Source organism: Mycolicibacter longobardus (genome assembly GCF_002102265.1).
Classification (GTDB): domain Bacteria; phylum Actinomycetota; class Actinomycetes; order Mycobacteriales; family Mycobacteriaceae; genus Mycobacterium; species Mycobacterium longobardum.
The window spans coordinates 25,498-48,938 of record NZ_LQPG01000033.1; the positions used below are offsets into that span (position 1 = coordinate 25,498).

A 23,441-nucleotide genomic window follows, 5' to 3' on the forward strand; every position below is an offset into this window, starting at 1 on the left:
CAGGCTCACGCAATCCTCAACTGCGACGTCCGGGACCCTATCGGTGCTGGCTGGCCTCCGCCGGACTCCCCGCACAAACGCTGCTGACCAGATTGGACCGTTTACGTCCGTCCGTCAAGAGCTGACACGGCTTGAGACCGGCGAGGACTCAGCCCTGCGAGGCCGGAATCGAGGCGGTCGGGGCGTCGTCGTCGGACGGGAACTGGTGCACGGCGTACTTGTGAGTGCCCTCCAGCTCGTCCCGGATCACCGCCTGGGCGTTCGGCGGCAGGGTGTGCAGGATCTCCCGCACCCGGGCCTGACGCCGGCCGACCGCCTGGCGCTCCGGCATGCCGGGACTGGCGACGATCTGCGGCGGCACACCCTCAACCTCGTCGACACCGCCGTCGGCGTGCCCGGCGTCGATGGCGGCCTGCTCGGCGGCGGCGGTGGCCTGGTCCTTCTCCTCGGACATGCCGATCGGGCCGATCCGGCGGCCGTTGAGGAACTGCTTGACGGCCGGCTCGTCGCTGGTCAGCAGCACCTCACGCGGACCGAACATCACCAGCTTCTTGCGGTACAGCATGCCGATGTTGTCCGGCACGGTGCGAACCACGTTGATGTTGTGCGTGACGATCAGGATGGTCGCGTCGATCTGGGCGTTGATGTCGATCAGCAGCTGGCTCAGGTAGGCGGTGCGGACCGGGTCCAGGCCCGAGTCCGGCTCGTCGACCAGGATGATCTTCGGGTCCAGCACCAGGGCGCGGGCCAGGCCGGCACGCTTGCGCATACCGCCGGAGATCTCACCCGGGAACTTGTAGCCGTCGTTGGGCATACCGACCAGGTCGAGCTTCTCCATGACGATGTCACGGATTTCCTTCTCGGACTTCTTGGTGTGCTCGCGCAGCGGGAAGGCGGTGTTGTCGTAGATGTTCATCGACCCGAACAGCGCGCCGTCCTGGAACAGCACCCCGAACAGCGTGCGGATCTCGTAGAGCTCCTTGGCCGAACACTGCAGGATGTCGGTGCCGTCGATGACGATCGAGCCGCGCTCCGGGCGCAGCAGGCCGATCAGCGACTTCAGGAAGACCGACTTGCCGGTACCGGACGGGCCCAGCATGACGCTCACCTCGCCAGCGGGGATCGTCAGTGTGACGTCCTCCCAGATTCGAGCTGATCCGAAGGACTTCGTCAGCCCGTTTACATCGATGGCTACACCCATTGGTGAGGTCCTTCCGCAACGTCTCGTCGTGCCACGTCTGCCATTGTGGCTTGGGCCACTGTAGCGCACCGACGCGACCCTTATCTGCGGTCCGCCCCAGTCCGCCGACCTTCAATCCCCGGGAATCCATCGGCACCCCGCTGCGGGCGCCGAGAATCAGCCGTTGACCCTGGCCGGGGTTCCGCGGGCTGAAACAGCCGAAGCCCCCGGAACCTCACGGGTCCCGGGGGCTTCGGCCGTACTGAACTACTTGACGGTGACGGTGGCGCCGGCAGCCTCGAGCTTGGCCTTGGCCTCCTCGGCAGCCTCCTTGGCGACCTTCTCCAGCAGCGGCTTGGGAGCGCCGTCGACCAGGTCCTTGGCCTCCTTGAGGCCCAGGCCGGACACGACCTCGCGGACCACCTTGATGACGCCGATCTTCTTCTCGCCGGCCGACTCCAGGATGACGTCGAACTCGGACTGCTCCTCGCCGGCCTCAGCGGCGGCGGGGGCAGCACCCGGAGCGGCGGCAACGGCGACCGGAGCCGCAGCGGTGACGTCGAAGGTCTCCTCGAACTGCTTCACGAAGTCCGACAGCTCCAGCAGGGTCATCTCTTTGAAGACGTCGAGCAGCTCGTCGGTGGAAAGTTTGGCCATGATTTCGGTCCTTTCTGATTCCGGTTAGGAAGTTGGGTTTGGGTTATGCGTGGTTATTCGGTTGTCTCGGCCGGAGCCTCGGCGGTTTCGGCCGGAGCCTCGGTCTCGGCAGGGGCTTCGGTCTCGGCCGGGGCCGCGGCGGCAGCCGGTGCCGCCGCAGCCTCGGCAGGCTTCTTCTCCTGCAGCGCCGCGGCCAGGCGGGCCATCTGCGACGCCGGGGCGGCGAAGAGGCCGGCGGCCTTGGACAGGTTGGCCTTCATGGCACCGGCCATCTTGGCCAGCAGCACCTCGCGCGACTCCAGGTCGGCGATGCGCTCCACCTCGGCGACGCTGAGCGCGTGGCCGTCCATGTAGCCGCCCTTGATGACCAGCGCCTTGTGGTCCTTGGCGAACTTCTTGATGGCCTTGGCGGCATCGACCGGCTCACCCCGGACGAACGCGATCGCCGTCGGGCCGGCGAAGAGCTCATCGAGCCCCTCCACCCCGGCCTCGGCAGCGGCGCGCTTGACCAGTGTGTTCTTGGCCACCGTGTAGGTGGCCGAACCGGCGAGCGAACGCCGCAGCTCGGCCAGGTTCGCAACCGTCAGACCGCGGTACTCGGTGATCACGGTGGCGGTCGAGTCGTTGAACTGCTCGACGATGTCCGCGACGGCGGCGGTCTTGTCAGCCCGCGCCATGCATACCTCCTCGGGGTCGCTGTACTTGTCGTACTTGTCCAGGTGAACCACCCGAGAAACGAACGAACGCCCCGACGCAGGAAGCGGTCGGGGCGTCACGAATACGTGCCGGCGGGGCCGGTGCCTCGTCCTCCTGCGTGGGCCGCCGGGATGTTCCCGGACCTTCAACCGATTGCTCGGTGACCGACGGTCTTCGGTGGATCGCCACACACCATAGCGTGACGAGGCCCGATCAGCCAAAACGGGCGCCGTCGGCCGAGGGTCAGGCGTTCACGACGCCGACCACCAACAGCACGAAGATCACCGCCAACATCGCCACCCGCAACCAGTGCAGCCGATCCCAGCGCGCCGCAAGCACTCGGGACACCTCGTCGGCGCTGCGCCACGCTGCGATCTTGTTGTTGATCGGCACCAGCACCAGCACCGACAGCAGCGCAACGACCACCATCAGGCCCACGCCGGCACCGATGAGCCACCGCTGCGGACCGGCGACGGCGGCGGCCCCGACCAACAGCGCCAACGCGGTCAGGTACCAAAACGGCATCACCTTCCCCAGCAGTCCGGCGCCGTCACCGCGGGCGGCCCAGAAGGCGTCGTCGGGCAGCCGCCCGACGATTGGGCGAAAGAACGCCGCCACTGCGAACTCCGAACCCACCAAGGCCCCGACCACCACCAGCGCAAGTATCTCCACAATCTGCTTCACAACAGTCGACTGTGACGTCTATGCTGACAAAAAACAAGGTACTGACAAATTAGTCAGCATTAGGAGCGCTGGTGGCGGCATCAAGAACAATCGTCAGCGACTGCCCGATCGACGCCGCGCTGTCGGTCATCAACGGCCGTTGGAAGGGCACCATCCTGTGGCGCCTGGCCGACGGGCCGATGCGCACCGCCGAGCTACGGCGCAGCATTCCGGGCATCACCGAACGGATGCTCATCCGTCATCTGCACGAGCTCGTCGCCGACGGGATCATCGAGCGGCACGACGCCGGCACCGTGCCGCCATGTGTGCACTATTCGGTCTCGGAGTACGGGACGACGCTGGCTCCGGTACTGGCCCAGCTGTGCGAGTGGGGCCGCGTCCACCTGTCGCGTTGACTCTGCACCCGCACAACATCAAGGCAGGGTGGCCAGCACCCCCGCGCCCACCAGCCCGGCCTCACCACCGAGTTCGGCGGGCACCACCCGCAGGCCGGCCAGGAAGTCCAACCCGGCACGCTCGGCCAGCGCCGCCCACAGCGGGTCGAACAACAAGGCGCCGGATCTGGCGACTCCCCCGCCGATCACCACCAGATCCAGGTCGCACACCGCCGCCACCGAGGCGATCATCACCGCCAGCGCGTCGGTGCCGCGCCGGAACGCCCGCAGGGCCACCGGGTCGCCGGCTTCGGCGGCGTCACCGAGCGCCTTGGCATCCGCCGCGGTCCCCTCCGGCGCCCACCCGTTGGCCAGCGCCCAACGCACCATCGACGGGCCGGATGCGATGGTCTCCACACAGCCCCGGCCCCCGCAGCGGCACAACTCGCCGTCGGGGTCGACGATGACGTGCCCGACGTGCCCCGCGTTGCCGGAGCGGCCGTGGAAGGGGGCGCCATCGAGGACCAGGCCGCCGCCCACCCCCGTCGAGACCACCATGCCCAGCATGGATCGCGTTCCTCGGCCCGCCCCGTAGCGATGTTCGCCGAGCGCCATGCACAGGCCGTCGCCGCCCAACCGGACCGATACTCCGGGCACCGCGGCGGCGACCCGGTCACGCAGGGCGAAACCGCGCCAGCCGGGGATGTTGATCGGGCTGACCGTCCCGGCGTTGACGTCGACGGGCCCGGCCGAGCCGATCCCGACCGCGTCGACCCGGCCCCCGGCCTGCGCGAGGGCGCCGTCGATCAGCTCGGCCACCACCGACCACACCACCTCGGTGCCCTGATCGGCCCGGGTGGGCAGGGTGGCGGTGTAGGTCAGTGCTCCGTCGGCGTCCACCAGCCCGGCGGCGATCTTGGTGCCGCCGACGTCCAGCGCCAGTACGCCGGCCATCAGTCGAGACCCACCGCGCCGGGGGCCAGCACCGTCATCGGCACCGCCGGCGAGTACGCCAACGCGCCCGCACCGCCGACCCGGACCAGTGCCCACCAGGCTCCGGGCTGAACCCAGGCCGGCGGAGCGATCACGAAGCTCAACTGGACCCGGCCACCGGCCGGCACCACCGCGCCCACCGAGGCCGGGCCGGCCCACTCCCAGGTGCCCCACGGGCTGATCAGATGAGCCTCCACCGCCAGGTCGGCACGCGCATCGGTGCCGACGGTGACCGTCAGCCGCGCAGACCGACCCGCGGTCACCTCGACCCCGCCGGGATCGTCGAGGTAGACCAGCCGGTCGGGACCCGGATCGCCGACGCGCACCACCGTCACGTCTTCGACCGGCTGGCGCCAGGACCGCGGCACGTCGCCGGTCAGGTCGAGCCGGGCGCGGACGGGATAGAGCCCCGGAGCGGCATCCGGCGGCACCGTCACCGCTATCGGAGTGCGTGCGTGCTCCCCCGCCGCCAGCCGCACGTCTTGTTCGGCCGGCGTGGCCGTCCAGCCGTCCGGGCAGGCCAGCGTCACCGCGCCGGACAGTGCCGCGTCGACGCAGTCGCTGGCCACGCTCAGCTCCAGGTTCAGCTGCTCGCCCGGCGCTGCGTCCACCCGGTGCGGATGCAGGGTGGGAGTCACCGGCAGTCCGCCCAGCGGCGCCGGCCCACGGTTGTGCAGCCAGTAGCGGGCGTACAGCGGCTGCGCGGCTTCGGCATCGGAGCCCAAAGGGCCGCCGGCGCCCACACTTTCAACGCCGAGCCGGGCGGTGACGGTGGCGATCTCGTAGCCGTGCAGCCGGTCCGGGGCTGGGTGCTCGCGCGGCTGCTCCAGCAGGTCGGCGCGGCCCAGCACCGTCACCGGGCCCAGGTCGCTGCGCAGCCTGACCGCGGTGTCGGTCCCGTGGGTTTCCACCAGCCGCAGGGTGACGGTCTTCGGCTCGACGGGCGTTGCACTGCCGCGTGCCATCGGGTTGCCGGCCGCCTTGAGCGCCCCCAGGCCGACACCCTCGACCGGATCGACGCTCAGCAGCGAGCCACTGGCCGGCAGCGGGCCGGAGCCCCCGGCCACCGGCACGGCTCGCAGCGGGTCGGCGAATTCCGCGCTGCGTGCCGGGATCCCCGCCTGCCGCCAGTCGCCGTCGCCGGCCACCAGCGCGTAGTCGAAGGTGTGCGTCCAGTGCATCAGTTGGAAAGCGCTGCCGTCGGGGGCGGTGCGGCGCGGGTCGTCGGTCCAGGACGCCGACGGCCAGCTGGTGCAGGACCGCAGTAGCGCGGTGTGCAGTGTGCCCGCCGAATCGACGGCGAAACTGGGCACGCCGCGGTTGATCAGTGCGACGGTGCGCGCCTCGAAGGGCTCCATCTCAGCGGGAGCATCCTGGTCCACCACGATCTCGGCGGCGGCCAGGTCGTCGGCCACTCGGGCGATCTCGGCCGACAGACCAGCCTCGTCACCGGCGGCGACGATCAGCACCGGCAGCGCACGCGGACCGGTCAGGTCGGCTCCGGGAACCCACACCTCGGTGAGCGGTTTCTCCGCGGGCACCCAGACCCGGGCCCGCCCGTGCCGCTCGAGCTGGCGGTGCAGCTCGGCGGCGTAGGCGGGATCGGCGACGTCCAGCAGCGCTTTGGTGAAGGTGTTGCGGTCCGGTCCGCCCAGCGCGATGCGGGTGTCGGGCAGGTTGGAGTCGACGTCGAGGTTGCCGTAGCGGGGACCGTCGCCGTCCGAACAGGTGGCGGTGACGCCCGCACGCACCAGCGCGACCATCAGATCCCGCGGCGCGGCCAGCCCGTCGGGGGTGATGACTTCGGCCACCGACACCGCCCGGCTGCCCCCGGCAACTCCGCCGACGCTGATCCGGGCCGTCGCGGACAGGCCGAACCAACGGTTGGCGGGCGTATCGAGGGTGCGGGGATGGCGCGCGGTGTCCACCGAACGCCCGCTGGGCTCATGCAGCAGGCCGAACCCGCGGCCGATGACGGCATCGGCCACCTCGGCGACCGGCATGGCGCCGGGCACCGGGCAGGGCCAGCGCAGCCGCAGCAGGTGGTCGGAGCCGGTGAACTCATCGATGGTCGTGGAGCAGTCCACCCGGTCCACGCCGTGCCACAGCGTCAGCGTCTGGGTGTAGGCCAGCACGTTGCGGATCCGTCCGGAGACCACCAGCCGCTCCCCCAACGGCCCGCGGTAGGCCTGCACGGTCACGTCGCGGGCAACCGCGGAGGTGAACAGGTTGCCGCTGGGCACCAGATGCCACGGCCCCTCACCGGACTGCGGGTGCCGGGGATATTCGTCGTAGACGGCGAGCTGGTTGCCCAGCCCGCCGTCGATGACCATTTCGCGGCCCCCGTGCAGCCAGGACGTGATGCCGCCGCCGCGGGCCGGGTCGGCGGTCAGCCGGTGGTGCTCATTGCCGATCCGGGTGCCGGGCACCGGCTGCCAGCCCGGCGCGTCCGGGGCGGGGATCAGCCGGTAGGACCGCCAGCCCAGCGACGGCACGTCGCGGGCCAGCCAGCTGACCGTGGTGCCGTCGTGCTCCACCTGGGCGGGCAGTTCGGTGCCGTCGGTGTCGATGACGCGCGCCCCGGCCGCCAGTGGCTTCTCCAACCGCACCGTGACCACGTCGGTGCGTCGCTGCGCCACCGGGTTCCACACCACAACCCCCGCGCCGTCCGCGTCCCCGGCGTCCACCAGCCCCGACAGCACCGCCAACGCGTTGTCGCGGGCGTCGGCGCCCAGTTGCCAGGCGTCGCGCCAGCCGGTCAGCAGGTCCAGGTAGACCTGGTCGGCCTCCGAACCGGTGATGGCGTCGTGGTGGGCGCCGTAACACAGTTGCGCCCACGCTTTGGCCAACGCCGCCTCCGGGTAGTCCGCCCCGGTCAGGGCCGCGGCGAACACGCCGAAGCGCTCCGCGCCCAGCACCGCCTGTTCGGCGGCCCGGTTGGCCTGCTTGGTGTCGATATAGGAGACGTGGCAGCCGGTGTAGATCGGGTTCATGTCGCGGGTCTGCGGGGACGGCGCGGCGCCGCGCTCGTCCAGTTCGGCGCGCACCGCGGCGAAGAACTCACTCGGCAGGGCGCAGACGAACCTGGGCCAGGTGTAGCGGGCGTTCCAGTCCCGGTGGATCTCGGTGATCCAGCGGTTCGGCGGAGTGAAGTCGGTGCCCACCGGCAGCAGCACGTTGCGGGTGGCGGCGATCTTCTTCATCTCGGTGAACAACCGGTAGACGTCGTCCTCGGCGTCGGCCAGGGTTTCCTGGGCGTCCATCCACCAGCCGGCCGCGTAGTGCGCGGGCATGTAGTGGGTCAGCAGGCCGCGTCCCGACGGCGCGATCCATTCGAATTCGGATGGGAACTGCATCCGGCGCGGATCGCCGCCATCAGCCATCGGCCCCCACTGGTGGAACGGTCCGCGGGCCCAGGCGCTGGAGGTCAGCCCGGCGTCGGCGACCAGTCCGGGGAACTGCGGGTCGTGCCCGAACACGTCGAGCTGCCAGGCCGTCGCTGGATCGGCGCCCATGATGTCGCGCTGGAACCCCAGACCCGTCACCAGGTTCCGAATCGTCGTCTCGGCATCGGTGAGGTTGGTCGACGGCTCGTTGTAGGTGCCGCCCATCACCTCGACCCGGCCCTGCGCCATCAGCTCGCGCAGTTCGGCGCGGTCCTCGGGGTGGGTGTCCCAGTACGGCTTGAGGTAGTCGACCTCGGCCAGCACGAACTTGTACTCGGGGTTGTCCCGGGCCCAGTCCAGGTGACCGCGCACCAGGCTGAAGCCGTTGGTCTGCCGGCACGCGCCGAGCGGGTTCTCGGTCCACACGCTGGTGTAGTTGGCCTGGGTGTTCCACCACACCGGGTCGTAGTGGAAGTGGCCCACCATGAACATCGTCCAACCGGGTTCGGCCACGGTGAACTCAAAACCCGTGGTGCCGTTGACCCGGGCCGCCCGCTGCTGTCCGGGCACCGGGTTCTCGACGGTCACCGGCACCTCGATGACACCGCTGCCCGCCTCGGCGACGGCTTCCCCGGCCAGGCCGTCGCCGTCGATCCGGACCGATGTCGGCACGTCGGCGTCGGCATAGCTCACCCGCACCAGCTGCACGGGCACACCGGCCGGCCCGACGAACTTCTCGGTCGATTCGGCCTCCAGGATCCGCATGGCACAAACCTACGGATGCGCGGCGGCTGCATGGCGCCTTTCGGCGACCGGGCGTGCCTGGCAGGCTCGGGGTATGCCCGTCACCAGTGATGTACTGGCCGACCAACTCGACTGGCACTGGCAGCACCTGCTGCGCCCGCGGTTGGACGGCCTCAGCGACGACGAGTACCTGTGGGAGCCGGTGCCGGACTGCTGGAACGTGCGCCCCGGCAGAATCGACTTCGCGTTTCCGTCGCCGGTGCCGGCACCGTTCACCACCATCGCCTGGCGGATGACGCACATCACCGTCGGCGTGTTCGCGATGCGCAACCATCACCACTTCGCCGGCCCGCCGGCCGACTACGACACCTGGCCGTATGCGCTGGACGCCGCCACCGCGCTGCACCAGCTCGACGACGCCTACGCACGCTGGATCGCCGGGGTGCGTGGCCTCGACGAGCCCGCGTTGGCCCGGCCGATCGGACCGGCCGAGGGACCGTGGGCCGACCACACCATGGCGCAGCTGGTCCTGCACATCCACCGCGAAGCCATCCACCACGGAGCCGAGATCGCGTGCCTGCGGGATCTGTACGTTCACCGGACAGAGAACTTCCGCCGCTGATTTGGCAGACTGCAGCAATGAGTGCGACCCCACCCCGCCAGGTGGCCCAGCTGGACCGGGTGCCGTTGCCGGTCGAAGCCGCCCGCATCGGTGCGACGGGCTGGCAGCTCACCCGCGCCGTCACCCGGGTCTTCAGCCGGCTGCTCGGGCCCGGCCCGATCCAGCAGAAGGTGATCCGCGAGCTGCCGCAGACCTTCGCCGACCTGGGCCCCACCTACGTCAAGTTCGGCCAGATCATCGCCTCGAGCCCCGGCGCATTCGGCGAGCAGCTGTCCCGGGAGTTCCGCGGCCTGCTCGACGCCGTGCCACCGGCCGACCCGGCCTCGGTGCACACCCTGTTCGTCGAGGAGCTGGGCGCCGAACCGCAGGAGCTGTTCGCCAAGTTCGACGAGACCCCGATCGCGTCGGCGTCGATCGCACAGGTCCATTTCGCCACCCTGCACAGCGGCGAGGAGGTCGTGGTCAAGATCCAGCGGCCGGGCATCCGTCGCCGGGTCGCCGCGGACCTGCAGATCCTCAAACGGTTCGCGCAGGTCGTCGAGCTGGCCAAGCTCGGCCGCCGACTGTCCGCCCAGGACGTCGTCGCCGACTTCTCCGACAACCTCGCCGAAGAACTGGACTTCCGGATCGAGGCGCAGTCCATGCAGACCTGGGTGTCGCATCTGCACGCCTCCCCGCTCGGCAAGAACATCAAAGTGCCCGACGTGCACTGGGACTTCACCAGCGAGCGGGTGCTGACCATGGAACGGGTGGCGGGCCTGCGCATCGACGACGCCCCCGCCATCCGCAAGGCCGGCTTCGACGGCGTCGAGCTGGTCAAGGCACTGCTGTTCTCCACCTTCGAGGGCGGGCTGCGGCACGGCCTGTTCCACGGCGACCTGCACGCCGGCAACCTGCTGGTCGACGACCAGGGCCGGGTGGTGTTCCTGGACTTCGGGATCATGGGCCGTATCGACCCGCGCACCCGCTGGCTGCTGCGCGAGCTGGTGTACGCGCTGCTGGTCAAGAAGGACCACGCCGCGGCCGGCAAGATCGTGGTGCTGATGGGCGCGGTGGGCACCGTCAAACCGGAGGGCCAGGCCGCCAAGGATCTGGAGGCGTTCGCCACCCCGCTGACCATGAAGTCGCTGGGCGACATGTCCTACGCTGACATCGGCAGGCAGCTCGGGGCGCTGGCCGACGCCTACGACGTTAAGTTGCCGCGCGAGCTGGTGTTGATCGGCAAGCAGTTCCTCTACGTGGAGCGGTACATGAAGTTGTTGGCGCCGCGCTGGCAGATGATGTCGGATCCCCAGCTGACCGGCTACTTCGCCAACTTCATGGTCGATGTCAGCCGCGAACACAAGGACGACCACGAGAACGACCAAGACGAGCTGGGGGTCTGACCGTGGAGGTGCGCAGCGGTACCGCCCGCTCGGGAGACCTGGAGATCTTCTACGAGGACCTGGGAAACCCAGCCGACCCGCCCGTTCTGCTGGTGATGGGCCTGGGCGCCCAGCTGCTGCTGTGGCGCACCGGGTTCTGCGAGAAGCTGGTGGCCCAGGGCCTGCGGGTCATCCGCTACGACAATCGCGACGTCGGCTTGTCCACCAAACTGGGCCGTGAGCATGCCCGCGGCGCGCTGGTCCCCCAGATGGCCCGGTTCTGGCTGGGTAAGCCCAGCTCGGCGGTGTACACCCTCGAGGACATGGCCGACGACGCCGCCGCCGTGCTGGACCACCTGGATATCGACCAGGCACACGTGGTCGGCGCCTCGATGGGCGGGATGATCGCGCAGATCTTCGCGGCCCGGTTCGCCGCGCGGACCCAGTCGCTGGGAGTGATCTTCTCCAGCAACAACCGGCGCTTCCTGCCGCCGCCGGCGCCGCGCGCGCTGCTGGCGCTGCTGAGCGGGCCATCACCGGACTCGCCCCGCGAGGTGATCGTCGACAACGCGGTGCGGGCCAGCCGGATCATCGGCAGTCCCCGGTACCCGACGCCGGAGCATCAGTTGCGGGCCAACATCATCGAGGCCTACGAACGCAGCTACTACCCGTGGGGTATCGCCCGGCAGTTCGGCGCCATCCTGGCCACCGGCAGCCTGGCGGCCTACGACCAGCTGATCACCGCGCCGACGGTGGTCATCCACGGCCTGGCCGACAAGCTGATGCGCCCGTCGGGGGGAAAGGCGGTGGCCGACGCCATCGACCGCGCCCGGTTGGTGCTGTTCGAAGGGATGGGCCACGACCTGCCCGAGGAGCTGTGGGATTCGGTGATCAGCGAGCTGACCATGACATTTGCCGCCGCACACTGAGCCCATTGCTGGATTCGCGCCGTCAAACGCTAAGATGTCGGAGCCTCTCCCTATACCCCCCAGAAGATCGTGAGTGAACCAAGCATGCCCAAACTGGAGCCGAAGTACGAGGAACTGCAGTCGATCTACGACATCTCGAACGAGTTCTACGAGCTGTTCCTAGGTCCGACGATGGGCTACACCTGCGGGTTCTATCCGGACAAGGACACCACCTGCGACGAGGCGCAGATCGCCAAGTTCGACTTGGCGCTGGGCAAGCTGGGTCTGGAGCCCGGTATGACGCTGCTCGACGTTGGATGCGGCTGGGGGGCCTGCATGCAGCACGCGCTGGAGAAGTACGACGTCAACGTCATCGGGCTGACCCTCAGTGGCGAGCAGCGCGACTACGCCATCGAGAAGCTGTCCAAGGTGGACACCAACCGCAACATCGAGGTTCGACTGCAGGGCTGGGAGGAGTTCACCGACAAGGTGGACCGGATCGTGTCGATCGGCGCGTTCGAGCACTTCGGGCGTGACCGCTGGGCGGACTTCTTCAAGATCACCTACGACGCGCTGCCGGCCGACGGACGGATGCTGCTGCACACCATCACCGGCATCAGCGGCCAGGACGAAGCCCAGCAGAAGGGTCTTCCGATGACGATGGAGCTGGCCAAGTTCACCCTGTTCATCATGAAGGAGATCTTCCCGGGCGGGCAGCTTCCGTCGGCGTGGTTGCCCCGCAAGTTCGCCGCCGAGGCCGGTTTCCGTGTGACCCGCGACGACGAGATCGGGCCGCACTACGCACGCACCCTGGAGGACTGGGCGGCGATGTTGGCGGCCAACAAGGAGCGGGCGATCGAGGTCCAGGGCCAGGAAGCCTACGACCGCTTCGACAAGTACCTCAACGGCTGCGTAAGACTGTTCCGCGAGGGGTACAACAGCGTGCACCAGTACACGCTGCAGAAATAGCACGGATCGGGCCTGCCCCGGGTTCCGGCTTCGCTACATTTCACGTCAACCGGCCCACCCTCGACACGCTAAGCTGCAACAGTTGACCCGCACAGGCGACAGAGCAGACGCCATGTGCAGTCACACCGGGCTTCATCAGGAAGGCAATCAGTCACAGATGGCGGACAAAGCGACACACACCGCGGGGATGCGTCCGAAATTCGAAAACATCCAGGCGCACTACGACCTGTCTGATGACTTCTTCGCGCTGTTCCAGGACCCGAGCCGCACCTACAGCTGCGCGTACTTCGAGCCGTGGGACATCAGCTTGGAGGAGGCTCAGGTCGCCAAGCTCGACCTGAACCTGGACAAGCTGGATCTGCGGCCGGGAATGACGCTGCTGGACATCGGTTGCGGCTGGGGCGGGACCATGAAGCGCGCCGTCGAGAAGTACGACGTCAACGTGATCGGCTTGACCTTGTCGAAGAACCAGCACGCGTACTCTCAGGAACTGCTGGATGCCATCGACACCGACCGGTCGCGGCGGGTCCTGCTGCAGGGCTGGGAAGAGTTTCACGAGCCGGTGGACCGGATCGTCTCGGTCGAGGCGTTCGAGCACTTCGGTTTCGAGAACTACGACGACTTCTTCAAGAACTGTTACGAGATCATGCCGGCCGACGGCCGGATGGCGATCCAGAGCAGCGTGGGCTTCCACCCCTATGAGCTCAACGCGCGCGGCAAGAAGCTGACGTTCGAGACCGCACGATTCATCAAGTTCATCCTCACCGAGATCTTCCCGGGCGGGCGCCTGCCCACCACCCAGATGATGATCGACCACGGCGAGAAGGCCGGTTTCACTGTGCCGGAGGCGATTTCGCTGCGGCCGCACTACATCAAGACCCTCAGGATCTGGGGCGACGCGCTGGAGGCCCATCACGACGAGGCCGTTGCGATCCAGTCCGAAGAGGTCTACCAGCGCTACATGAAGTACCTGCGCGGCTGCGAGTACTACTTCACCGACGAGGCCCTGGACGTCAGCCTGGTCACCTACGTCAAAGACGCCGCCTGACCCGGACAGCATGAAAAAGCCCCCGCCACGCGCCTAGCGTGCGGGGGCTTTTCGCTGTGGACTACTCGCCCGCGAAGTTGCGGGTGACGGCCGGGTCCACCGGGATGCCGGGGCCGGTGGTGGTCGAGATGGTGACCTTCTTGAGGTAGCGGCCCTTGGAGGACGACGGCTTGAGACGCAGCACCTCGTCGAGGGCGGCGCCGTAGTTCTCCGCCAGGTTCTTCTCGTCGAACGAGGCCTTGCCGATGACGAAGTGCAGGTTGGCCTGCTTGTCCACCCGGAAGTTGATCTTGCCGCCCTTGATGTCGGAGACGGCCTTGGCGACGTCGGGGGTGACGGTGCCGGTCTTGGGGTTGGGCATCAGGCCGCGCGGACCCAGCACGCGGGCGATACGACCCACCTTGGCCATCTGGTCCGGGGTGGCGATCGCCGCGTCGAAGTCAAGAAAACCACCCTGGATCTTCTCGATCAGGTCGTCGCTGCCGACCACGTCGGCGCCGGCGGCGATGGCCTGCTCGGCCTTCTCGCCGACCGCGAACACCGCCACGCGTGCGGTCTTACCGGTGCCGTGCGGCAGGTTGACGGTGCCGCGGACCATCTGGTCGGCCTTGCGCGGGTCGACCCCGAGCCGAATGGCGACCTCGACGGTGGCGTCCTGCTTGGTCGAGGAGGTCTCCTTGGCCAGTTTGGCCGCCTGCAGCGGGGTGTAGAGGTTGTCGCGGTCCACCTTCTCGGCGGCGGCGCGGTAGGCCTTGCTGTTCTTGCTCATCGATTTTCCAATCTCGTGGTTGGTTGTGGTCAGCGGGCCGAAGCTGGCCCTCCCACACTTTCCTTCTGCGTTGAGTCTGCGTCCAGGGCGGTGCTTACTCGCACTTCTCCACCGTCAGCGCAGAATCAACAGGTCTTACTCGACGGTGATGCCCATGGAGCGGGCGGTACCGGCGATGATCTTGGCGCCGGCCTCGATGTCGTTGGCGTTGAGGTCGGCCTTCTTGGTCTCGGCGATCTCGCGCACCTGATCCCAGCTCACCTTGGCGACCTTGGTCTTGTGCGGCTCGGCCGAGCCCTTGGCGATACCGGCGGCCTTGAGCAGCAGCCGCGCCGCGGGCGGGGTCTTGAGCGCGAAGGTGAAGCTGCGGTCCTCGTAGACGGTGATCTCCACCGGGATGACGTTGCCGCGCTGGCTCTCCGTCGCGGCGTTGTACGCCTTGCAGAACTCCATGATGTTGACGCCGTGCTGACCGAGCGCGGGTCCGACCGGCGGCGCGGGGTTGGCCTGGCCGGCTTCGATCTGAAGCTTGATCAGACCGGCGACCTTCTTCTTCGGGGCCATGAGTGGGGTGTTCCTTTCCTACGTACTAAATCTTGGAGACCTGGTTGAAGGCCAGTTCCACTGGTGTCTCGCGACCGAAGATGGACACCAGCACCTTGAGCTTCTGCTGTTCGGCGTTGACCTCGCTGATCGAGGCGGGCAGCGTGGCGAACGGGCCGTCCATGACGGTGACCGATTCGCCGACCTCGTAGTCGACCTCGATGACCGGCCGCTCCAGGCCGCCCTCGGCGGCGGCCGCCGCGGTGCTCGCCGTACCCCGCGCCTGCTTCTTGGCCGCGCCTTGGGGCAGCAGGAACTTGACCACGTCGTCCAGCGGCAGTGAGGTGGGCCGGGAGGTGGCACCGACGAATCCGGTGACGCCGGGGGTGTTGCGCACCGCCGACCAGGAGTCGTCGGTGAGGTCCATCCGGACCAGGATGTAGCCCGGCAGCACCTTGCGGTTGACCTGCTTGCGCTGGCCGTTCTTGATCTCGGTGACCTCTTCAGTGGGCACTTCCACCTGGAAGATGTAGTCGCCGACGTCGAGGTTCTGCACGCGGGTCTCGAGGTTGGCCTTCACCTTGTTCTCGTAACCGGCGTAGGAGTGGATGACGTACCAGTCGCCCGGCTTGGAGCGCAGCTCGGCCTTCAGCGCCACCGCGGGGTCGAGTTCCTCCTCAGCCGGCGCTTCCTCGGCCGGCTGAGGCTCAGCGGCCTCGGCGACCTCGGGAGCCGCAGCGGCCTCCACCGCGGAGTCGTCAGCGGCAACCTCGGTGGTCTCCGCCACGTCGACCGGCTCGCCCGCGGGCGTATCGCCGTCGAAGGTAGTCACGGTTGTCAGTCCTTCCTATAACTTCACTCGCCGAACACCAGCAGCACCAGCTTGGCGAATCCGAAGTCTGCCCCGGAGACCAAAGCCACCATGAAGACCAGGAACGCCAGCACCACCGCGGTGTAGGTGACCATCTGCTTGCGGTTCGGCCAGATCACCTTGCGAAGCTCGCCGACGACCTGCTTGAGGTAGTTGAGGACGAAGACGAACGGGTTGCGGGACGGCCCCTCCGTCTTCTTCTTGGGCTTCTTCGCCTTCTTGACGGTCCCGGCGTCTTCGGAGTCCAGCTCGATGGCCGTGGAATCCACGTCTGCATCGTCACCCGCGCCGCGTCGCCGCGAGCGCTTGCCGGTGGGCCGCAGCGGTTCGCCGACCTGCCTGCTCACCACGGCCGTGCGAGCGTTGCGGCCGGTGGATTCGGCATCGCTGTCGCCGTCGGCTGCGGCGTCGGGACGGTCGAGCTCGTCGGTCACCGCATGCTCCTTCGTTCTTCTCGCTTATCTCATTGCCGTATCGCGCATGGTGTACTCCAGTGTCCACCATGGCACGTCAGCAGGGGCGACAGGACTTGAACCTGCAACCTGCGGTTTTGGAGACCGCTGCTCTGCCAGTTGAGCTACGCCCCTTCGCGGTTGGCAGACCAACCTGCGTGTTCTCGGAGATTCGCCCTGTGCGCCGTCTCCGGCCCACACAATTCGCGCGCCCCCCGTTCGCCTCACGGAAAGCGCGCTAGTGCTGGGAAAATCCCGAAGTCCGAGTGTACCTCGCCGCCGCGGCCAGTTACTAATCAGGCTGTTCGGACGACCTGACCGGTTTCGGCGTCCCACCTGAGGTTGACCGAATCGTCACCGTCGTGGCCCATCATGGTGGTGAACGCCTCCAGCACCACGTCGCCATCCTGGTTGGTCAGGATATTGCGGGTCGTCACGATGTCGGCGCCGAAGCGCTCGTTCACCGAGGCGATCTCCATCCGCGCGTAGAGCATGTCGCCGGCCTTGATCGGCTTGCGGTAGGTGAACCCCTGATCGACCTGGACCATCTGCATGGTGGTGTAGCCGGTGTCGACGTGGCGGAAGAAGTCGGACTGCACCAGCTTCGCCAGGATCGCCACGAAGGTCAACGGCGCCAGCAGCGAGTCGTAGCCCAGTTCGGCTGCCGCCTCCTCGTCGTAACAGGACGGGTCCTCGGCCTTGACGGCCCGAGCGTACTCGCGGATCTTCTCGCGGCCTACGGCGAACGGCTCGGGATAACGCCAGATCATGCCCCGGATATCGGTTTTGATCGCCATTGCTGCGTCTCCCCTAGGCCAGCTTCGCCGAGGCGACCGCCCGTCCGAAGATCTTCTTGCCACCGGTGGTGGCGGTGAGCGCAACCGTCACCATCTTCGTTTCGGGGTCGACGGACTTCACCCGGCCGCTGAAGACGATCTCCGCGCCCTTGCCGTCATTGGGAACCGGTACCACGGAGGTGAAGCGGACGTTGTACTCGGTCACCGCACCCGGGTCACCCACCCAGGACGTGACGTACCCGCCGCCGAGCCCCATGGTGAGCATGCCGTGGGCGATCGCGGTGTCCAGGCCCACCTGCTGGGCGATCTCGTCGTCCCAGTGGATCGGGTTGAGGTCACCGGACACACCGGCATAGTTGACCAGGTCCTGCCTCGACAGCGGGATGACCCGCTCCGGCAGCTGATCGCCGACCTTGACCGAACTGAACTCACGCAACGCCATCGGTGAAACCCTTTTCTCCTTCGCCGGCGCGGCCTGCCAGCGTCGTGTACGTCTTCTGCACGATGTCACCGGCATCGTTGGTGACCACCTGCTTGGTCATGATGATGTCGGTGCCGTGTGCGCGACGTATCGATTCGACCGACACGTCGCAGTACAGCCGGTCGCCCTCCTTGATCGGCTGAAGAAATTCCAGCTTCTGGTCGACCTGGACGATCTGGGCGTCATCGACCGTGACGCCGCAGTGCTCGAAGAACCCGGAGATCGCCTTGTGCCCGAACACCGAGATGTAGGTCAGCGAGGCGACCAGGCCGTCGTAGCCGAGCCCGGCAGCGGCCCGCAGGTCGAAGCTGGCCGGGTCCACCGCTTTGACCGCGCGCGCGTACTCACGGATCTTTTCCCGCTCCACGTCATAGTGGTCGGGGTAGCGATAGTGCGCCCCGGCGAGGCGATCTGCCAACGACACGGTTCGCGCTACCTACCGAGATTCGCGGTGCGACTCGTGCTTGCCGCAGTTGGGGCAGAATTTCTTCAGCTCCAGCCGGTCGGGGTCGTTGCGGCGGTTCTTCTTGGTGATGTAGTTGCGGTGCTTGCACACCTCACAGGCCAAAGTGATCTTCGGCCGCACATCGGTGCTGGAGGCCACGTCAGCTGCCCTCTTTCATCTGTTGTTGCGCTGGTTCTCGTAGTAGCGATGGCCGGACTTGAACCGGCGACCTAACGATTATGAGTCGTTCGCTCTAACCAACTGAGCTACATCGCCGCGGGTAATACACCTGCCAGCAGGCCCGGCGTCCACCGAGCCCCCTAACGGAATCGAACCGTTGACCTTTTCCTTACCATGGAAACGCTCTGCCGACTGAGCTAAGGGGGCCTACTTGTTGCTGCCCGCGGTGTCCCGTTCGGGCGCCGCAAGCCTGTAGAAGGTTACAACCTCGCCCGCGAGGTCACCAAACCGCAATGACGGATCCCGCTCTAGACGCCACCAGACGGCGGCGATCTGCCGCGCCCGGCTTCGCCCCGCTTGCAATCGCCCTGCCAACGGCGGCGATCTGCCGCGCCCGGCTTCGCCCCGCTTGCAATCGCGGCTGCTTTAGGGTGGAGGGCGTGCCCGAATCCGACCGGCTGTATTTCCGCCAGCTGCTCTCCGGACGCGATTTCGCCGCCGGGGACCCGATTGCCGCCCAGATGCGTAACTTCGCATACCTGATCGGCGACCGGCAGACCGGCGACGCCGTGATGGTCGACCCGGCCTATGCCGCCGGCGATCTGCTCGACACCCTCGAGGCCGACGGCATGCGCCTGTCCGGCGTGTTGGTGACCCATCACCACCCCGATCACGTCGGCGGCAAGATGATGGGCTTCGAGCTCAAGGGGCTGGCCGAGCTGCTGGAGCGGGTCAGCGTTCCGGTTCACGTGAACACCCATGAGGCGCAGTGGGTTTCGCGGGTGACCGAGATCCCGATGACGGACTTGACCACGCACCATCACGGCGACCGGGTCAGCATCGGCGACATCGACATCGAGCTGCTGCACACCCCCGGGCACACCCCGGGCAGCCAGTGCTTCCTCCTGGACGGCCGCCTGGTCGCCGGCGACACCCTGTTCCTGGAGGGCTGCGGCCGCACCGACTTTCCGGGCGGCGACTCCGACGAGATGTACCGCAGTCTGCAGCAGCTGGCGGCACTGCCGGGTGACCCGACGGTGTTCCCCGGCCACTGGTATTCGGCCGATCCCAGCGCTGCACTGTCAGAGGTCAAGCGATCCAACTACGTATTCAGCGCCGGAAGCCTGGACCGGTGGCGCATGCTGATGGGTGGATGAGGGGATAGTCGATGGGATCAGTCGAGGACCACTTGCACGGCCTGACTCACGCGGGGCCGGATGCCTGGCTGGCATGGGCCGCGTGGCTGGCGATCGGGATCACCGTGCTGGCGCTGATCTACCTGAACCGGCAACTGCAGCGCAATCGGCGGGCGGCCGCCGAGCAGACCCGCCCGCACGTGGCGATGTACATGGAGCCGCACGCTGCGGACTGGCACGTCATCGAGCTGGTGGTCCGCAACTTCGGCAAGACCGCGGCCTACGACATCCGGTTCTCGTTCGCCCAGCCGCCCACCGTGGCCCGCTACGAGACGGCCTCCGACGGCTACGCCGACGTGGTCGCGTTGCAGCTGCCCGAGGAGCTCACGGTGCTGGCGCCCAACCAGGAGTGGCGAACGGTGTGGGACTCGGCGATCGACCGGGCCGAGCTCGGTGAGGGCATCGAGTCGCGATTCACCGGGACGGTCAGCTACTACGACACCCCTGAGGAGCCCAAGGGCTGGTTCGGCCGCGGCAAGCGCACCCGCTACGAGAACAAGGTGACGCTGGACTGGGGCGACCTGCCCCCGGTGCGGCGGGTCGAGTTGATGACGACGCATGACCTGGCCAAGCGGGAGAAGCAGAAGCTGGAGCTGCTGCGCAGCCTGCTCAGCTACTTCCACTACGCGAGCAAGGAGACCCGCCCGGACGCGTTCCGCGCCGAGATCGAGCGGATCAACGGGGCGGCCCGCGAGATCCAGGACCGGTTGCGCGGCCGCGAGCAGCTGGAGAGCTCCGGCAACACCGACATCACGGTGCGCCTCGGCGACGCCAGCGCCGAGTTGGGCAAGCACCGCAGCTAGCAGAGGCCTAGTCGGGCCCTACCGGTTCGGCGCCGGGATAGTGCGCGGCGCGGAACCGCTGCAGGTAGCCCGGCCAGTCCCAGGTCGACAGGAACTGCGCGGCCGCGCGGTAGCCGTTGTCGTAGAGCTCTTCGAGCCGGACGCGGGAGATGTCGAAGTCCAGCACCCCGACGTCGGTCGGGTTGACCCTGATGGCGCGCACACTGACCCACGGCAGGTTCAGGTGAGTCTGGTCGTGGCCGACCAGCAAGGTGGTGATCAGATCCTCCAGCAGCCGTGCCTGCCCGAACTGCCGCAGCGGCCCCAGGGCCGGAATCGCGGCGCCGATGTCGTCGCCGGTGGGTTCCGGAGCCACCGTCACCCCGAAGGTGGGCCACAGCGGTGTCCGGCCGTCGGGCCGATCGAAGCTGTCGATCGGAAAGTTGGAGAGCACCCCGCCGTCGAGCAGTGTGGACCGCACCCCGGCGGTGCTGGTCAGCGTCATCGGGCGGTAGAAGAACGGCACCGACATCGAGGCGCGTACCGCATCGGCGACCGGCTGTTCGTCGGGATCGAGTCCGTAGACCCGCCGGTAGTCCCACGGCAGCCGGACCAGCTGTCCGGTCGTCACGTCGGTCACGCTGACCACCGCGCGGTAGCGCCGCTCCGCCAGCAGGTCGTCGCCGTGGTAGGCCAGATCCCCCCAGGTGCTCACCCCCAGGTTCCGCAGTTCACCACGGATCCAGTCGTGGGCGAAGTCGCCGCGGTACAGGCCGTTGTCCCGCAGGAATCCCAACGCCGGGCCCAGCACCGGCAGCGGCACCACCGCGTCGCGCCATTTGGGCAGCGGCACCGACAGGGCCAGCTCCTTGATCTGCGCCGCGGTCAGCTGATCGCCCCGGGCGGCGGCAGCCAGGATGGTGCCCACCACCGAACCGCCGGACACCCCCGAGACGCGCTGCACCGTGTAGCCGGCGTCCATCAGCGCGACCACCGCACCGACCAGCCCGGCGAACCGGACTCCCCCGCCGGACAGCACCAGATCGGCCGTCAGCGGCTGGGTGTCTTTCGATCGGCTGGTGGGCATCGGCTCACGCCCGGTTCGCTGAATTCCACTCGTAGGGAAGGAATTTGCCGTCGAAGGTGATCACCACCCGGTCACCGCCCGGATGCGGCTTGCGCTCGATGTCCATGCTGAAGTTGATGGCGCTCATGATGCCGTCGCCGAACTGCTCGTGGATCAGTTCCTTGATCGCCGGACCGTAGACCCCCACCGCCTCGTAGAGCCGGTAGATGGTCGGGTCGGTGGGCGGCCCGGTGAGCCCGCCGCGCATCGGCACCGCGGCCAACACCGGCACCACCTCCGGGTCCAGCCCCAGCAGGCCGGCGAGGGTCTCGCCCAGCTCGGCGGGGATGGGGTGCTGACCCAACAGTGCCGACGTGGTCCACACGACGGGCTTGTCGATCGCGTCGGCCAGTTCCTGCCAGGTCAGTCCCTTGGCAAGGCGTGCGGCGATGATCTGTTCGGTGATCTGGCTCCGGTTCATGATTTCCAGCATGCCCTTGTTGCTCAGCGTTCGAAATGGCGGCGCAGGTTGTCCCACATCGCGGCGTGCGAGCTGCCACCGTCGCGCAGCACGGTCTTCATCAACAGCCGCGGCGCGCTGATGTCGACCTGTTCGTGCAGCCGGGTGCCGCCGGCGTTCGGGCGCACCGTCATGGTGGACCACATCTCGATGCCGGGCCGCTGCAGCGTGTGGGTGCGGATCTCGCCGGGGCCGGCGGTGCGCAGGTCCACCCGGCAGGTGAACCGGATCGGTATGCCGTACAGGCGCATGCGGTGCGGAGCCAGGTAGCGGGTGGCGCCGTCGGGGCCGCCGGGGATCTGGCGCACGTCGACCAGCATCGGGTGCAGGGCTTCGTAGTTGACCAGGTCGGCCAGAAACGTCGCCACGGCCTCGGGCGGCGCCGCGATGTCGGCGGTGTGTTCCAGGCGGCCGCGTGCCATGCAGGAACTCTAGCCCGACGTGACCCGATGGCACGATTGTTTCGATTGTTTCAATCCCGCGCCGCAGCGGGTAGCATGGTTCGCATGCCCACCGCCGTCGCACCGATCGCCCGCCAGGTCGCCGAACGTGCCCGTACCGACGCGGGGTTCGCGCATGTCCTCGACGCCCTGCTGGAGGCGCCCACGGCGCCGCAGGGCACCCTGGAGCGCATCGCCGCCCACGCGCTGAACGATCAGCGCCGCGCCGCGGTTGTCGACGACTTCGTCGCCGGGGCGCTGCCCACCCCGAAGGTGCAGGAACTGCTGCGGTTGGGCACACCGCAGGCCGTCCACCGGTTGCGCAGCCGCGGCAAGCTCGTCGGCGCGGCTGTGGGCAACCAAACCTGGTTCCCGGCCTGGCAATTCGATGACGCGCGGGTGCGCCCCGACCTGCCGGAGATCCTGGAGTTGCTGGGGCGGTTCACCACCGACCCGCTCGCCGCCGACCGCATCATGCGGCTCACCCATGACGAGTTGGGCGGCGCCTCGATCGCCGAAGCGCTGCGGCACCCGGACACCGCGCAGGCCGCGCGGCGACTGCTCGCCTCGCTCGGTGCCTGAGCTTCCCTCCGGTTACCGGGCTCCCCTGCCCGACGCCAAGCCGACCGGACTGCGCCGCCGCAGGATTCCCGCCGGAACGCTGCTGTGGCGCCTGGACGCGCAGCACCCCGACCAGTGGGACTGGGACGGGTTCGCCGAGCCGCGCTACCGGTTCGACCCGCAGTCGGGAGCGTTCCGCACCCGTTACGCGGCAACCGATCTCGTCGGCGCATTCCGGGAGCGTTACCGTCTGACCGGCCTGATGATCCCCACCGACCACGCTGGCCACCACCTGGTTCGGCTGTCCGCCGCCCGGCACCTGCGGGTGCTCGACCTGCGCACCGAACTCAATCTGGACGCCCTGGGCGTCGACGATCAGATCAGCACCGGCCAGCACGACGCGGTGTGGGCCACCTGCCAGCGGCTGGCCGACGCCGTGCCGCGCTGGTGGCCCGAAACCGACGAATGCCCGGACGCGATCGTCTACCGTTCCCGCACCACCCCGGAGACCTCGGTCAACTACGCGTTCTTCGCCGCCGGGGCGTTCGACGTGGAGTCCTGGCCACTGGCGCAGCGCCCGGACGTCACCGCCGATCTGGTGCTGCGGCACGGGTTCACTGTCTTGTTCTGACGCCGCACCAGGCCGGTTGCGTTCCGCGCCGAGCGGAACCACCCGACGCACCATCGGCGTGTCCCGTCGTGAATTTCCCACT

At 68.2% G+C, this 23,441-nt stretch carries 27 protein-coding genes and 3 tRNA genes; 10 read left to right on the forward strand and 20 right to left on the reverse strand.

Annotated elements, in window-relative coordinates; translation table 11 throughout:
* Window positions 1–148: 148 nt before the first annotated feature.
* The 4 genes from AWC16_RS17015 to AWC16_RS17030 all read right to left on the reverse strand — a co-directional run bounded on the left by AWC16_RS17015 (window position 149) and on the right by AWC16_RS17030 (window position 3,217).
* Window positions 149–1,201 (reverse strand): ABC transporter ATP-binding protein, encoded by a 1,053-nt coding sequence (locus AWC16_RS17015; RefSeq protein ID WP_085265930.1) that lies wholly within the window; start codon window positions 1,199–1,201, stop codon window positions 149–151.
* Between the two features lie 246 nt (window positions 1,202–1,447).
* Entirely contained in the window at window positions 1,448–1,837 is a 390-nt protein-coding gene (gene rplL, locus AWC16_RS17020; protein ID WP_085265931.1) for a 50S ribosomal protein L7/L12, read from the reverse strand.
* Window positions 1,838–1,890: 53 nt separating this feature from the next.
* On the reverse strand, window positions 1,891–2,514 hold the full coding sequence (gene rplJ, locus AWC16_RS17025; protein WP_085266032.1) for a 50S ribosomal protein L10: 624 nt from the start codon (window positions 2,512–2,514) through the stop codon (window positions 1,891–1,893).
* Between the two features lie 262 nt (window positions 2,515–2,776).
* Window positions 2,777–3,217, reverse strand: coding sequence for an anthrone oxygenase family protein (locus tag AWC16_RS17030; protein ID WP_085265932.1), 441 nt, complete (start codon window positions 3,215–3,217; stop codon window positions 2,777–2,779).
* 71 nt (window positions 3,218–3,288) lie between these two features.
* On the opposite strand from AWC16_RS17030, the gene AWC16_RS17035 reads away from it, so the two are divergent.
* Window positions 3,289–3,612: a winged helix-turn-helix transcriptional regulator gene (locus tag AWC16_RS17035; RefSeq protein WP_085265933.1), complete on the forward strand. Its 324-nt coding sequence runs from the start codon at window positions 3,289–3,291 to the stop codon at window positions 3,610–3,612.
* Window positions 3,613–3,630: 18 nt separating this feature from the next.
* Here AWC16_RS17035 and AWC16_RS17040 read toward each other — a convergent pair whose 3' ends face one another.
* The gene (locus AWC16_RS17040) at window positions 3,631–4,545 is read right to left on the reverse strand and encodes an ROK family protein (RefSeq protein WP_085265934.1); all 915 of its coding nucleotides are present in this window, start codon (window positions 4,543–4,545) and stop codon (window positions 3,631–3,633) included.
* Window positions 4,545–8,735, reverse strand: a complete 4,191-nt coding sequence (locus AWC16_RS17045) for a glycoside hydrolase family 38 N-terminal domain-containing protein (protein WP_085265935.1) — start codon at window positions 8,733–8,735, stop codon at window positions 4,545–4,547. The genes AWC16_RS17040 and AWC16_RS17045 overlap by 1 nt, the downstream gene beginning before the upstream one ends.
* A 73-nt stretch (window positions 8,736–8,808) precedes the next feature.
* On the opposite strand from AWC16_RS17045, the gene AWC16_RS17050 reads away from it, so the two are divergent.
* From AWC16_RS17050 to AWC16_RS17070, 5 genes are all read left to right on the forward strand, one after another.
* Complete coding sequence (locus AWC16_RS17050) at window positions 8,809–9,336, forward strand: DinB family protein (protein WP_085265936.1); 528 nt, start codon at window positions 8,809–8,811, stop codon at window positions 9,334–9,336.
* 17 nt (window positions 9,337–9,353) lie between these two features.
* Window positions 9,354–10,721: an ABC1 kinase family protein gene (locus AWC16_RS17055; RefSeq protein ID WP_109561471.1), complete on the forward strand. Its 1,368-nt coding sequence runs from the start codon at window positions 9,354–9,356 to the stop codon at window positions 10,719–10,721.
* Window positions 10,722–10,723: 2 nt separating this feature from the next.
* Window positions 10,724–11,629: an alpha/beta fold hydrolase gene (locus tag AWC16_RS17060; RefSeq protein ID WP_085265937.1), complete on the forward strand. Its 906-nt coding sequence runs from the start codon at window positions 10,724–10,726 to the stop codon at window positions 11,627–11,629.
* A gap of 84 nt (window positions 11,630–11,713) precedes the next feature.
* Entirely contained in the window at window positions 11,714–12,577 is an 864-nt protein-coding gene (locus AWC16_RS17065) for a cyclopropane mycolic acid synthase family methyltransferase (protein ID WP_085265938.1), read from the forward strand.
* A gap of 157 nt (window positions 12,578–12,734) precedes the next feature.
* Window positions 12,735–13,625: a cyclopropane mycolic acid synthase family methyltransferase gene (locus AWC16_RS17070; protein ID WP_085266034.1), complete on the forward strand. Its 891-nt coding sequence runs from the start codon at window positions 12,735–12,737 to the stop codon at window positions 13,623–13,625.
* A 61-nt stretch (window positions 13,626–13,686) separates the two neighbouring features.
* Here the strand turns inward: AWC16_RS17070 and rplA are convergent, their stop codons facing one another.
* The 11 genes from rplA to AWC16_RS17125 all read right to left on the reverse strand — a co-directional run bounded on the left by rplA (window position 13,687) and on the right by AWC16_RS17125 (window position 18,370).
* Window positions 13,687–14,394, reverse strand: coding sequence for a 50S ribosomal protein L1 (gene rplA, locus AWC16_RS17075; protein ID WP_085265939.1), 708 nt, complete (start codon window positions 14,392–14,394; stop codon window positions 13,687–13,689).
* Window positions 14,395–14,529: 135 nt separating this feature from the next.
* Entirely contained in the window at window positions 14,530–14,958 is a 429-nt protein-coding gene (gene rplK, locus AWC16_RS17080) for a 50S ribosomal protein L11 (RefSeq protein ID WP_065025307.1), read from the reverse strand.
* Window positions 14,959–14,983: 25 nt separating this feature from the next.
* Window positions 14,984–15,769, reverse strand: a complete 786-nt coding sequence (gene nusG, locus AWC16_RS17085; RefSeq protein ID WP_085265940.1) for a transcription termination/antitermination protein NusG — start codon at window positions 15,767–15,769, stop codon at window positions 14,984–14,986.
* Window positions 15,770–15,792: 23 nt separating this feature from the next.
* Window positions 15,793–16,242 (reverse strand): preprotein translocase subunit SecE, encoded by a 450-nt coding sequence (secE, locus tag AWC16_RS17090; protein ID WP_085265941.1) that lies wholly within the window; start codon window positions 16,240–16,242, stop codon window positions 15,793–15,795.
* 80 nt (window positions 16,243–16,322) lie between these two features.
* Window positions 16,323–16,395: transfer RNA gene (locus AWC16_RS17095), tRNA-Trp, on the reverse strand.
* Window positions 16,396–16,556: 161 nt separating this feature from the next.
* Window positions 16,557–17,057: a (3R)-hydroxyacyl-ACP dehydratase subunit HadC gene (hadC, locus tag AWC16_RS17100; RefSeq protein WP_085265942.1), complete on the reverse strand. Its 501-nt coding sequence runs from the start codon at window positions 17,055–17,057 to the stop codon at window positions 16,557–16,559.
* Between the two features lie 13 nt (window positions 17,058–17,070).
* The gene (gene hadB, locus AWC16_RS17105) at window positions 17,071–17,499 is read right to left on the reverse strand and encodes a (3R)-hydroxyacyl-ACP dehydratase subunit HadB (protein WP_085265943.1); all 429 of its coding nucleotides are present in this window, start codon (window positions 17,497–17,499) and stop codon (window positions 17,071–17,073) included.
* Entirely contained in the window at window positions 17,486–17,962 is a 477-nt protein-coding gene (gene hadA, locus AWC16_RS17110; RefSeq protein ID WP_085265944.1) for a (3R)-hydroxyacyl-ACP dehydratase subunit HadA, read from the reverse strand. Before hadA ends, hadB begins: the two co-directional genes overlap by 14 nt.
* Window positions 17,963–17,974: 12 nt before the next feature.
* On the reverse strand, window positions 17,975–18,142 hold the full coding sequence (gene rpmG / locus AWC16_RS17115) for a 50S ribosomal protein L33 (RefSeq protein WP_024440978.1): 168 nt from the start codon (window positions 18,140–18,142) through the stop codon (window positions 17,975–17,977).
* A 43-nt stretch (window positions 18,143–18,185) separates the two neighbouring features.
* Window positions 18,186–18,259: transfer RNA gene (locus AWC16_RS17120), tRNA-Met, on the reverse strand.
* A 38-nt stretch (window positions 18,260–18,297) separates the two neighbouring features.
* Window positions 18,298–18,370: transfer RNA gene (locus AWC16_RS17125), tRNA-Thr, on the reverse strand.
* Window positions 18,371–18,603: 233 nt separating this feature from the next.
* Here AWC16_RS17125 and AWC16_RS17130 point away from each other — a divergent pair.
* A complete protein-coding gene (locus AWC16_RS17130) occupies window positions 18,604–19,320 on the forward strand; it encodes an MBL fold metallo-hydrolase (RefSeq protein WP_085266035.1) in 717 nt (238 codons plus the stop codon).
* Window positions 19,321–19,331: 11 nt separating this feature from the next.
* Window positions 19,332–20,162, forward strand: a complete 831-nt coding sequence (locus AWC16_RS17135) for a hypothetical protein (RefSeq protein WP_085265945.1) — start codon at window positions 19,332–19,334, stop codon at window positions 20,160–20,162.
* 7 nt (window positions 20,163–20,169) lie between these two features.
* Here AWC16_RS17135 and AWC16_RS17140 read toward each other — a convergent pair whose 3' ends face one another.
* The 3 genes from AWC16_RS17140 to AWC16_RS17150 are packed head-to-tail and all read right to left on the reverse strand — an operon-like array spanning window position 20,170 to window position 22,149.
* Window positions 20,170–21,228 carry a patatin-like phospholipase family protein gene (locus AWC16_RS17140; RefSeq protein WP_085265946.1) on the reverse strand — a complete coding sequence of 353 codons (1,059 nt, stop codon included), beginning with the start codon at window positions 21,226–21,228 and terminating at the stop codon, window positions 20,170–20,172.
* A gap of 4 nt (window positions 21,229–21,232) precedes the next feature.
* A complete protein-coding gene (cynS, locus tag AWC16_RS17145; protein ID WP_457920372.1) occupies window positions 21,233–21,688 on the reverse strand; it encodes a cyanase in 456 nt (151 codons plus the stop codon).
* A 23-nt stretch (window positions 21,689–21,711) separates the two neighbouring features.
* Window positions 21,712–22,149 (reverse strand): SRPBCC family protein, encoded by a 438-nt coding sequence (locus AWC16_RS17150; protein WP_085265948.1) that lies wholly within the window; start codon window positions 22,147–22,149, stop codon window positions 21,712–21,714.
* Between the two features lie 84 nt (window positions 22,150–22,233).
* Here AWC16_RS17150 and AWC16_RS17155 point away from each other — a divergent pair, with 84 nt between their 5' ends.
* Together AWC16_RS17155 and AWC16_RS17160 are read left to right on the forward strand one after the other, a co-directional pair.
* Entirely contained in the window at window positions 22,234–22,749 is a 516-nt protein-coding gene (locus tag AWC16_RS17155; RefSeq protein WP_085266036.1) for a hypothetical protein, read from the forward strand.
* Entirely contained in the window at window positions 22,742–23,359 is a 618-nt protein-coding gene (locus AWC16_RS17160; RefSeq protein WP_109561472.1) for an RES family NAD+ phosphorylase, read from the forward strand. Before AWC16_RS17155 ends, AWC16_RS17160 begins: the two co-directional genes overlap by 8 nt.
* The last annotated feature ends 82 nt before the right edge of the window (window positions 23,360–23,441 follow it).